General features: G+C 64.0%; 4 protein-coding genes. 1 reads left to right on the top strand and 3 read right to left on the bottom strand.

Going from position 1 to position 12621, the window contains the following annotated elements; translation table 11 throughout:
* Nucleotides 1-79 precede the first annotated feature (79 nt).
* The 3 genes from ACFY68_RS12655 to ACFY68_RS12645 form a co-directional block, all read right to left on the bottom strand.
* Nucleotides 80-1435 carry an HlyD family type I secretion periplasmic adaptor subunit gene (locus ACFY68_RS12655; protein WP_387527519.1) on the bottom strand — a complete coding sequence of 452 codons (1356 nt, stop codon included), beginning with the start codon at nt 1433-1435 and terminating at the stop codon, nt 80-82.
* 133 nt (nt 1436-1568) lie between these two features.
* The gene (locus tag ACFY68_RS12650; protein ID WP_387527567.1) at nt 1569-3704 is read right to left on the bottom strand and encodes a type I secretion system permease/ATPase; all 2136 of its coding nucleotides are present in this window, start codon (nt 3702-3704) and stop codon (nt 1569-1571) included.
* Between the two features lie 75 nt (nt 3705-3779).
* Complete coding sequence (locus tag ACFY68_RS12645) at nt 3780-5153, bottom strand: TolC family outer membrane protein (protein ID WP_387527516.1); 1374 nt, start codon at nt 5151-5153, stop codon at nt 3780-3782.
* A gap of 463 nt (nt 5154-5616) precedes the next feature.
* On the opposite strand from ACFY68_RS12645, the gene ACFY68_RS12640 reads away from it, so the two are divergent.
* The gene (locus ACFY68_RS12640; protein ID WP_387527514.1) at nt 5617-12573 is read left to right on the top strand and encodes a retention module-containing protein; all 6957 of its coding nucleotides are present in this window, start codon (nt 5617-5619) and stop codon (nt 12571-12573) included.
* Nucleotides 12574-12621: the final 48 nt, after the last annotated feature.

The following is a 12621-nucleotide window of genomic DNA, read 5'->3' as shown; positions in this document are numbered from 1 at the left end:
CCACAGGCTGCACACTACTCAAGGCCGGTGATACCCCTGTGGGAGCCGGCTTGCCGGCGATGAGGCCGGTGCAGGTCTGTCACCGTTCCCGCAATGCCTCGGTCCGGGCCTTCAAAACCGGTTTGAGCAGGTAATCCAGCACACTCTTCTGCCCAGTGATGATATCCACCGTCGCCACCATCCCCGGGATGATCAACAGCGGTTTGTTATCCCCACCCAGGTGGTTTTTCTCGGTGCGAACCTGGATCAGGTAAAACGCATTGCCCTTGTCATCGGTCACGGTATCGGCACTGATCAACTCAAGCTTGGCCTTCAGCCCGCCATAGATGGTGTAGTCGTAGGCACTGAACTTGACCATCGCCGGCTGCCCCGGGTGTAGAAACGCGACATCCTGCGGGCGCACCTTGGCCTCGATCAGCAGGTTGTCCTCGATCGGAACGATCTCCACCAAGTCGCTGCCCGGCTGCACCACGCCGCCGATGGTGTTGACCTTCAGCAGCTTGACGATGCCGCGTACCGGCGACACCACCGTGGTGCGGTTGACCCGGTCGTCGATGGCGATGCTGGTGGCGGTGATCTTGGAAAGCTCGGTGCGTTTGTCGTTCAGCTCCTTGGCGGCATCCGAGCGGAAGCTGGCGTCGGACTCCTGGATCTTGCTTCTGATCTCGGCCACGGCCGCATCGGCGCGGGGGATCGCCAGGCTGGTGGCGTTGAGCTGGCCGCGGGCCTCGACCGTGCGTTGCTTGAGGCGCAGGATTTCCACCGGCGAAATCGCGCCCTTGCTTACCAGCGGCGCCGACATGTCCAGCTCTTGCTGCAGCAAGCCGACGGCCGAGCGGTACTGGTCGACTTTGGAGCGGAATTCGGCCAGCTCCTGGGTCTTCTGGCGCAACTGCTCGTTCAGGGTCTGCTTTTCACTGGCGAGGCGGCGCTGACGCGAGTCGTACAGCGCCAGCTCGTCGTTAGCCACCTGCGGCGCCTTGGCGCGGACCTCTTCGGACAGCACGAACGGCCGCCCTTCGGCCTCGGCCGACAGGCGCTCGACCTGGGCGGTCAGGGCATAACGGTCCGCTTCGCTCTCACCTTTGTTGGACTTGAACCGCGTATCGTCCAGGCGCAGCAGGGTGGCGCCTTTCTCCACCATCTGGCCTTCGCGCACGAAGATTTCGGTGACGATGCCGCCTTCAAGGTTCTGGATCACCTGCACTTTGCTCGAAGGGATCGCCTTGCCTTCGCCGACGGTCACTTCGTCCAGCACCGCCAGGCTGGCCCACGCCAGGGCTACCAGCAGCAATGCCGCCGCCAGCCACACCGTCAGGCGTGACAGGCGCGGCGAGTCCTGCAAGGTGGCGCTGGCCAGCTCCGGCATGTAGTCGCGTTCGGTGCGCTTGTCGGAACCGGTGTGGGTACTGCGCACGCTGTGGCCGATGGGCATGGCTTACCTCTCACGGGACGTGACACTGTAGGAGCGGGCTTGCCCGCGAACACGGGCATGGCCCGTGCCAGGCACCGAGGTGTCATCTTCGCGGGCAAGCCCGCTCCTACAGTGATCGTAGTGTCTTGGGGTTCTACAAAGCCGCGCCGATACGGCCTTTGCGCAGGGCGTCGATGACCGCATCCTTCGGCCCGTCGGCAACGACTTTGCCGTTGTCCAGTACCAGCAACCGGTCCACCAGGCTCAGCATCGAGGTACGGTGGGTGACCAGCAGCAGGGTCTTGCCTGGCACCCAGTTGAGCAGGCGCTGGCGCAGTTGCTCTTCGCTGCTGTTGTCCATGTGGCTGGTGGGTTCGTCGAGGATCAGGATCGGCGGCTCGAGCAACAGCGCGCGGGCCAGCAACACGGCCTGGCGTTGGCCGCCGGACAGCAGCTGGCCCCGCTCGCCCACCGGGCGGTCGAACCCGTGCGGGTGCTGCCGGGCCAGGTCGCTGACGCCAGTCAGCTCGGCCACTTCGAGCATGCGCGCATCGCTGATGTGGCGGGCGCCGAGGGTCAGGTTGTCGCGCAGGCTGCCGGCCAGCAGGGGCAGGTCGTGGGCCACGTAACCGAGCTGGCTGCGCAGGTCGGCGATGTCCAGCTGGCGCAGGTCGAGGTTGTCCAGCAGCACCTGGCCTTCGTCCGGGTGATGAAAGCCCATCAGCAGCCGGCCGAGGGTGCTCTTGCCCGAGCCGCTGCGGCCGATGATGCCGATGCGCTCGCCGGGCTTGATGGTCACGCTCACGTCCTGCAGCGCCGGGCTGGTCTGCGCCGGGTAACGGAAGCTGACATGGCTGAGGGTCAGGCCGCCCTTGAGCGTGGTGTGTTCCAGCGCTTGCTGTTCGGCCTGGCGCTCTTGCGGCAGGGCCATCAGCGCATCGGTGCTGCGCATGGTCAGCTGCGCCTGCTGGTAGCGGGTGATCAGCCCGGCGATCTGGCTGAGCGGTGCCAGCACGCGGCTGCCGAGCATGTAGCTGGCGACCAGGGCGCCGACGCTGAGGTTACCGGCAATGATGCTGTATACCCCGGCGACGATGGTCGCCATGCCGCAGAACTGCTGGATGAACAGCGTGCCGTTGCTGGCCAGCGACGACAGGTTGCGGGCGTGGGCGTCGAGGCGGGCCATGGCGCCGTTGGTGTGTTCCCACTGGTATTGGCGCTCGCTTTCGGCGCCACAGGCCTTGAGGGTTTCCAGGCCACCGAGGGTTTCGATCAGCAACGCCTGGCGCACTGCACCGAGGCTGAGGCTTTTTTGCACGGTGTCGCGCAGGCGTGCCTGGATCACCAGCGCAAAACCCACGGCCAGCGGGAAGGCGATCAACGGGATCAGCACCAGCCAGCCGCCGAGCAGGCCGATCACCAGCAGCATCAGGGCGACGAAGGGCAGGTCGATGATGCTGGTCAGGGTGACTGCCGTGAGGAATTCGCGCAGGCCCTGAAAGTCGTGAATGCTCTGGGCAAAACCGCCAATGCTGGCGGGCTTGGCCTTCATGGCCATGCCGGTGATCCGCTCGAACAGGGTAGCGGAGAGGATCAGGTCGGTCTTCTTGCCTGCCTGGTCCAGCAGGTGGGCGCGGACCATGCGCAGCACCAGCTCGAAGGCCGTGCCGATGAGCAGGCCGGCGACCAGCACCCACAAGGTCGACAGTGCCTGGTTGGGCACCACGCGGTCGTAGGTCTGCATGACGAACAGCGGCACCATCAGGCCCAGCACGTTGATCAGCAAGCTGGCCAGCAAGGCGTCGCCGTACAGCCAACGGGAATGGCGCAGGGTGTCGCGGAACCAGGCATCGACCCGCGGCAGCAACGGCGAGCGTACTTCCTCCAGGGTGTGCCGGGGGCGTGCGAACAGCGCGTGGCCGCTGTAGGCCTGCGCCAGTGCCTCGCGTTCGACCCACTGCTCGCCGCCCTCGGCCTCGCAAGGCAAAATCAGCGCCCGGCCATCGTCGCCCCAGCGCTGCAGCACGGCGCTGCGGCCGTCGTTCAGCAACAGCAGCACCGGCAGGTTGAGGGGTGAGATGGCCTCCAGCTCACGCTGCAGCACGCGGCCCTGCAAGCCGGCGCGCGCTGCGGCGCGGGGCAGCAGGTCGGCACCCAGGCGCTGCTGCTGCAGGGGCAGGCCGCTGCTCAGGCTGGCGCGGCTGGCCGGCCGGCCGTGCAGGCGGCAGAGGATCAGCAGGCCATCGAGCAGCGGGTCATCGACATCGGGGCGCGGTTGCGCGCTTTGCATACTGGTCACTGTGGACTACTCCCGCCGCGGTGGAAGGGGTGATGCCTGGCGCTCCCTGCCCGTTGCCAACCTGGCTCAACGCATGTCGGGCAACCGCGCTTCGGTACGCACTTCGTTGTTGGCAATGGCTTCCGGCGGCAGGGAGATGCGCTGCTTGCTCAGCAATTCACCCATGGTCGCCAGCACGCGGTACATCGAGTACTCCTCGGTGTAACGCACTTCGGTGTAACGACGGTTGGCGTTGTACAGCTCGTTCTCACTGTCGAGCACGTCGAGCAGGGTGCGCTGGCCGAGGCCGAACTGGTCGGCGTAGGCGGCGCGTACGCGTTGGGTGGTTTCGGCATATTCACGGGCAGTCGGGGTTTGCTTGCGCGCGTTGTTCATGGCGTTCCAGGCCAGGCTGAGGTTCTCGGTCAGCTCGCGCAGGGCATTGTTGCGGATGTCCAGGGCCTGGTTGATCTTGTGGGCGTCGGACTGCAGGCGGGCCTTGTCGCTGCCGCCGCGGAACAGGTTGTAGCTAAGCTCGACGCCGGCTTGCCAGTCGTTGTTGCTGTGGCCTTTCTCGCCGCCCAGGTTGTTGTTGGCGCCGGTGGCCAGTACCGCGTCCAGGCGCGGGTAGAAGGGCGACTTGGCCACTTCGTATTGCTGCTCGGCGGCGTTCACATCGGCCTGGGCCGATTTCAGGTAGGGGTTGTTCTGACGCATGCCTTCGCGCGCGGCATCGAGGGTGCCGGGCATTTCCACCTTGACCGATTGAGGCCCTTCGAGCTCATCGGGCAGGCGGCCGACCACGCTGTAGAAGTTGGCTTCGGCATCGGCCAGGTCGACTTCGGCGGTGTCCAGGTTGTTTTCTGCCAGGGCGCGGCGGGCGCGCGACTGGTCGAGGTCGGCGGTGCTGCCCACGCCCCGCTCGCTGCGCAGGCCGATCTGGTCGTTGACCCGCAGGTGGGCCTGCAGGTTGTTCTTGGCCAGGGTCACCAGCTCACGGCGCTTGAGCACTTCGAGGTACACCTCGATGGCGCGCAAGGCGACATCCTGCGCGACCGCCTGGGTGTAGTAGGCGCGCGAGGTGGCGACGGCCTGGGTACGGCCGACTTCGTTGGCGGTGTTGAAGCCGTCGAAGATCATTTGCCGAAGACGCAATTCCGACTGGGTGTAGTTGAGCGTCTCTTTGTTGTGGTTGCGTGTGCCGTCGGGGTTCAGGCCGCGGGTGTTGACGTTGTCCGAACGCTGCCGCCCGTAGCCGGCCACCAGGTCAACGGTCGGGTAGTACCCACCACGGGCGAATTTCACGTCTTCGTCAGCCGACAACCTGCTGTTGCGGTTGGAGCTGATTTCGGGGTGATAGTCCACGGCGCTCTGGACGGCCTCGTTAAGTGACATCGCCTGAACGTTGGCGCACGCCATGGCCAACAGAATTGCACTGGTGATGGGGTTGAAAACGCGCATGGGGTACTTCTCCCTGATCTCAAAATGGTCCTGCTTCTCGCCAAAAAAATGACGATTTTTATAGTTCAAACCGTTTCATGTTTGTAACAACAGAGCTAAGAACATTTAACGCGCGAGCTAAGAAGATTTTTTCATAAGCCCTATGCGAAAAAAAACTTATGCGGTCTATCAAAAGCGAGACATTGTTTCCTTCAAGCGATTTCGGAAGCCGCCGCAGCATGCGAGTTTCCGGGTTCGCGGTGAGTTCCAGATTTTTTCCAGCTAAGGACGCGGAAAGGACAGGTGAAAGCGGAATTTGGCGACAAAATTTTGGCATCTGATGATGGCAATTTAAGATATGACTATCGCCAACGTGGTATTCCGAGAGAACGAATCTCACCCCTGAGACAGTCGGACTCCAAGCCTTTGCCTCACCGCCATGTCGTTGGTTGAGTAACCAATCGGTAAGGGGAGGCGTGCGCTCATGGCGAAGTTAGTCGGTGTTGTCAGCAAGGTAGTGGGTGAGGTCTTTGCCATTGGCAGTGACGGTAGCCGGCGCCCCTTGATCGAAGGCGACCGCCTGTTTGCGGGCGAGCAGTTGGAAACCGGTGCCGCGGGCGCCGTGGCCGTGCACCTGCAGAACGGCGCAGAACTGACATTGGGGCGCGACAGCAGCCTGGCCATGACCACGGACCTGTTGGCCAACCTGGCGCCCCCTGTGCAGGCACACGACGGGGCGCCGAGCGACGCGCAACTGAGCGATGTGGAGCGCATTCAGCGGGCGATTGCCGCCGGTGATGACCCCAGCACAACTGCCGAAGCACCTGCGGCGGGCCCTAACGGCAGCAGCGCGCCGGGCGCCTTGGGCGGTGGCCATAGCTTTGTCTTGCTGACCGAGGTGGCCGACCGCGTCGACCCGCAAATCGGCTTCCCGACGGCAGGCTTCAATGGCATCCCTGAGCTGGCCAACCGCTATGTAGGCGACCTGGGCAACACCCGAGGGCGCGACACGCTGGGAGCAGGCAACGGTGGTAGCGGGGGTGACAATGGCACCAATGGTGGCCTGCCACCTGGCCAACCCAACCCGCCAGGGCAACCTAACCCGCCTGGCCAGCCTAACCCGCCTGAGCAACCCAACCCACCGATCACCCCCATCGACCGCCCGGTCGAACTGCGCGGGCTGGATGTGAACCCGGGCGAGCTCGTGCTGGACGAGGCCAACCTGCCCTTGGGCTCGGTCAACAACCCGCCGGCATTGACCCAACACGGCAGCTTTACCGTGGTAGCGCCGGACGGCGTGTTCAATCTCAGCGTCGGCGGTATCAACGTGGTCACCGCAGGTGTCGTCACCGGTGTCGGCCAATCAATCACCACCGGCCTGGGCAACACGTTGACCATCACCGGCTACAACTCGACCACAGGCGAGGTCAGCTACAGCTACACCTTGACCGACGCCGAGCAGCATGCGGACGGCGCCGGGACCAACGCGCTGAGCGAGCACTTGCCGGTGCTGGTCAGCGACAGTGACGGCGATGTGGCCCAAGGTTCGCTGGATGTGATCATCCGTGACGACGTGCCCAGGGCAGTGGATGACAGCAACCCCATCACCGCCACCGAGCAGCACACCGACCTGACTGGCAATGTGCTCGGCAACGACGTGCAGGGCGCCGACCGTGTGCCGGGTGGCCCAGTAATCGCCGGCACCTTCACCGGCACCTACGGCACACTGGTGCTCGCTGCAGACGGTTCCTACACCTACACACTCAACACCAACGACCCGGACTTCAAGAACCTGGGCGGGGGCGGCCAAGCGGTGGAGACCTTCGCCTACACGATCAAGGACGCCGATGGCGACTCCAGCAGCGCGACGCTGACCTTGAACATCAGCAACCTCGACGACCCGGTGACGCTCGATGGCCTAGGCACGCAAGGCGGCGAGCTGACGGTTCACGAGAAAAACCTGCACGACGGCAGCGCCCCGGATGCTGCTGCCCTGACCCAGCAAGGCAGCTTCAAGGTTACCGCGCCTGACGGCCTGCAAAGCCTGAGCGTAGGCGGCATCAGTGTGATCAGTGGCGGTGTGGCGGTGGGCTTCCCGCAGTCGGTCGTCACGCCCGAAGGCAACACCCTGACCATCCTCGGTTACAACCCCGCCACTGGCGTGGTGAGCTACAGCTACACCCTGGTCGACAACGAGAACCACCCTAGCGGCCAAGGTAGCAACAGCATCAGCGAGCAGTTCACGGTAATCGCCAAAGATGCCGATGGCAGCACCGCCACCGGCAGCCTGGGCGTAACCATCGTCGACGATGTACCGCAGGCGCATGACGACTCCACCAGCGTGGCCAAGGGCGACGTGGTGCGCGGCAACGTGATGTACAACGACGTGGTCGGCGCCGACACCCGTGGCGACGGCCAGTATGTGGTCGGCGTGCGCGCCGGCAGCGACACCTCCAGCTCGGCCATCGGCCAGCTGAATACCCAGGTGCATGGCCAGTACGGTTACCTGATCATCGACGCCCAGGGTAATGCCGAGTACCACTCCGACCCGACCATCGCTTCGCCCAGGGATGCCCTGGAAACCTTCGTCTACACCATCCGCGATGCCGATGGCGACGAGAGCACCACCACCCTCACCATCAACGTGCACAACGGCTTGATGGCCTGTGCCGACAGTGACGTCACCGTGTACGAAAAAGCGCTGGACGTGCACCAGGATGGCAATGACCTGGCGCCCGGTACTGTCACTGGCAGCGCGCCGGGCTCGACGCAGGAAACGGCCTCCGGCACGTTGGTCGGCTCGGCCAGTGGCGGTGTCGGTACACTCACCTACACGCTGGTCGGCAATGCCGTAGGCCAATACGGCCAGATTCAGCTGAATGCGGATGGTTCCTACACCTACACCCTGACGTCACCGGCCAATTCGCCTACCCATGCCAACGATGGCCCGAACACGGTGACCGAAACCTTTACCTACCAGGTGCAGGACTCGCTGGGCAACGCCACCACCAGCACCATCGTCATCACCATCGTCGACGATGTGCCCACCGCCAACAGCGATTTCGTCAGCGTCTTCAAAGGCGACGTGGTCCGCGGCAATGTGATGTACAACGACGTGGTGGGCGCCGATACCCGTGGCGACGGCCAGTATGTGGTGGGTGTGCGTGCTGGCAGCGATACCTCCAGCTCGGCCATCGGCCAGCTCGATACGCAGGTCAACGGCCAGTACGGCTACCTGACCATCGATGCCTACGGTAACGCGGAGTACCACTCCAACCCCGCTATCGCTTCGCCCCGGGATGCCATCGACACCTTCGTCTACACCATCCGTGACGCCGACGGTGATGAAAGCACCACGACCATTACCGTTAATGTGCACAACGGTCTGATCGTCTGTGCGGACCGTGATGTGACGGTGTATGAAAATGCGCTGGATTTGCACAAGGACGGTAACGACCTGGCGGCAGGCACGGTCACCGGCAGCAACCCTGGCTCGACCCACGAAACCGCCTCCGGCACGCTTACGGTCGGTGGCGTGGGTGCGTTGACCTTCACCTTGGTGGGCAATGCCGTAGGCCAGTACGGCCAGATCCAGCTGAGCGCGGACGGCTCCTACACCTACACGCTGACGTCGCCCGCAAATTCGCCCACCCATGCCAACGACGGGCCCAATACTGTGACCGAAACCTTCACCTACCAGGTGCAGGATTCGCTGGGCAATTCGGCCATCAATACTATCGTCATCACCATCGTCGACGACGTACCCACCGCCAACAGCGATTTCGTCAGCGTTGACAAAGGCGATGTGGTACGCGGCAACGTCATGTACAACGACGTGGTCGGTGCCGACACCCGTGGCGACGGCCAGTACGTGGTCGGCGTGCGCGCCGGCAGCGATACCTCGACTTCTGCCATCGGCCAGCTCAACACCCAGGTCAATGGCCAGTTCGGCTACCTGACCATCGATGCCTACGGCAATGCCGAGTACCACTCCAACCCCAACGTTGCCTCGCCACGTGATGCCGTCGACACCTTCGTCTACACAATCCGCGATGCCGACGGCGACGAAAGCACCACTACCCTCACCATCAACGTGCACAGTGCGCTGATGACCTGTGAGGACCGCGATGTGACGGTGTACGAGAAGGCTCTGGACCTGCACAAGGACGGCAACGATCTCGCGGCTGGCACCGTTATGGGTAGCGACCCCGGCTCGCCTCAGGAAACGGCCTCCGGGACGTTGGCCGGTTCGACCAGCGGCGGCGTTGGCGCGCTGACCTACACCTTGGTCGGCAACGCTGTAGGCCAATATGGGCAGATCCACCTGAGCGCAGATGGCTCCTACACCTATACGCTGACTTCACCGGCGAATTCGCCGACCCACGCCAACGATGGCGCGAATACCGTGACGGAAAGCTTCACCTACCAGGTGCAGGATGCCGCCGGCCATTCGACCACCAGCACCATCGTCATCACCATCGTCGACGACGTACCCACCGCCAACAGCGACTTCGTCAGTGTGTACAAAGGCGACGTGGTGAGCGGCAACGTGATGTACAACGACGTGGTCGGTGCCGACACCCGTGTCGACGGCCAGTACGTGGTCGGCGTGCGCGCCGGCAGTGACACCTCCACGTCTGCCATCGGCCAGCTCAACAGCCAGGTGAATGGCCAGTATGGTTACCTGACCATCGATGCCCAAGGCAATGCCCAGTACCACTCCAACCCGGATGCCGTGGCGCCGCGTGATGCGCTCGACACCTTCGTCTACACCATTCGCGATGCCGATGGCGACGAGAGCACCACCACCCTCACCATCAATGTGCACAACCCGGCGCTGCAGCCGTGCGGCGACGGTGGCGTGTGGGTGTACGAGAACGCGCTGGACCTGCACAAGGACGGCAACGACCTGGCGGCCGGCAGCGTTATTGGCAGTGACCCCAGCTCAACCCGCGAGACTGCGACCGGTAGCCTGGTCGGGCAGGTCGCTGGTGGCGTGGGGGCGTTGACCTACACCTTGGTGGGCAATGCTGTCGGCCAGTTTGGCCAGTTGCACCTGAACGCTGACGGCTCCTACACCTACACGCTGACTTCGCCGGCGAATTCGCCAGCCCATGCCAACGATGGCGCCAATACCGTCAGTGAATCCTTCACCTACCGGGTGGAGGACACAGTCGGCAACTGGACCACCAGCACGGTCAACATCACCATCGTCGACGACGTACCGCAGGCTCATTGCGACTTCGTCAGCGTGGCCAAGGGCGACATCGTGCGCGGCAACGTGATGTACAACGACGTGGTCGGGGCCGACACGCTGGGCGACGGCGCTTACGTGGTCGGTGTGCGCGCCGGTCATGACACCTCCAGTTCGGCGGTTGGCCAGCTCGGCAGCCACGTCTACGGCCAGTACGGCTACCTGACCCTCGATGCCCAGGGCAACGCGCAGTACCACGCCAACCCCAACGCCGTGGCGCCGCGCGATGCAATCGACACCTTCGTCTACACAATTCGCGATGGCGACGGCGATGAAAGCACCGCCACCGTGACCATCAACGTGCACGACCAATCGCTGCACCCGTGCGGCGATGGCGGCGTCACCGTGTTCGAAAAAGCCTTGGACCTGAACAAGGACGGCCATGACCTGGCGGGCGGTAGCGTCAACGGCAGTGACCCAGGCTCGACGACGGAAACCGCCTCCGGCAGCCTGGTCGGGCAGGTGGGGGGTGGTGTGGGGGCATTGACCTACACCTTGATCGGGAATGCCGTCGGCCAGTACGGGCAGATCCATCTGAACGCAGACGGTTCCTACACCTACACCCTGACCTCGCCAGCCAATTCGCAACCCCACGCCAACGATGGCGCCACTACCGTGAGCGAATCCTTCACCTACAGGGTCGAGGACACGGTGGGCAACTGGACCACCAGCACGGTCAACATCACCATCGTCGACGATGTACCGCAGGCCCATTGCGATACCGTGAGTGTCAGCAAAGGTGATGAGGTGCGGGGCAACGTGCTGTACAACGACGCCATCGGTGCCGATGTGCCCGCCGACTGCGGCTACGTGGTGGGCGTGCGCGCCGGCCATGACACGGCCACCTCGGCCATCGGCCAGCTCGGCAGCCATGTGGCAGGCCAGTTCGGCTACCTCACCCTGGATGCCCAGGGCAATGCGGTGTACCACTCCGACCCGAACGTTGCGGCGCCGCGGGATGCCATCGACACGTTCGTCTACACCATCCGCGATGGCGACGGCGACGAGAGCACCGCGACCATTACCATCAATGTGCACGACAACTCGATGTCCGAATGTGGTGACGGTTATGGCAGGGCGCAGGAGCAGCGGGTGATTGATCGCGGCGCGTTCACCCTCGATGCCAGCAGCATGACTGCGGCGTTGGTGGTGCTTGGCTACCTCGGGGCCACAGGCGCGGCTGCGGCACAGGGCAATGCCGAAGAGGTGATCAACGTTAGCTTGCGCAAAGGTGAAACCCTGCAGCTTAACCACGACCAGCACGATGGCAACTTGGCGCTTGAGTGGAAAGACGCCGGTGGCAGCTACCAGCCCATTGCCGCCGGGGGGAGCTTCACGGCCAGCCATGACGGGGTGTACAGCATCCATGCAAGCGACCCGACGGGGGCGGGCAAGGCGGGTGAAAGCTACAAGCTGAGCCTGGTCGTGGACTATGCCAATGCGCAGGCTGCGGCGCCGCACATCAATGGCGCCAGTGAACACGCCGCTGCGGGCCTTTCCAGCCCGCTCGACATTGCTTCGCTGGAGGCGCCTGCACCTGCTGGCGACGAGCACAACGGCCACACTGCCAACTACGCGCAGGCCAAGGCCGCGGTGACAATCGACCTCAGCCATGACGGGGCGCAGGACACCGGTGGCGCCGGTTTGGAGACCTTGAACGGCATCCACAACCTGGTCGGCTCGGACTACGGCGATACCCTCATTGGCAACAGCGCCGACAACGTGCTCGACGGCGGCGCGGGCAACGATGTGCTCAAGGGCGGGGATGGCAACGACACCCTGATCGGCGGGCCGGGCAACGACATCATGACCGGCGGCAATGGCAACGACACGTTCGTCTGGCAGAAAGGCGACACGGGCCATGACACCGTCACCGACTTCACCCCGGGCAGCGACAAGCTCGACCTGTCGCAACTGCTGCAGGGTGAACACGGCACGGCAACGTCACTGGACGACTACCTGCACTTCAAGGTCAGCGGCACAGGGGCCGATGTGGTCTCGACCATCGAGGTCAGCAGCGTGGCGGGGGCTGCGCCGGTACAGACCATCGACCTGGCAGGCGTGGACCTGGCCCAGCATTACGGGGTGTCGGCAGGGGCAGGGGGCGTGGTATCGGCGGGGCATGATACGGCGACCATCATCAACGGGATGCTGGATGATCATTCGTTGAAGGTGGACACGGTGTGAGGTATCGGGGCTTGCGTTGAACGGGCTGGCCTCATCGCGGGCAAGCCC

It is taken from the genome of Pseudomonas sp. NPDC012596 (assembly GCF_042902325.1).
GTDB lineage: Bacteria > Pseudomonadota > Gammaproteobacteria > Pseudomonadales > Pseudomonadaceae > Aquipseudomonas.
This window is presented reverse-complemented; position numbering and strand designations above follow the sequence as displayed.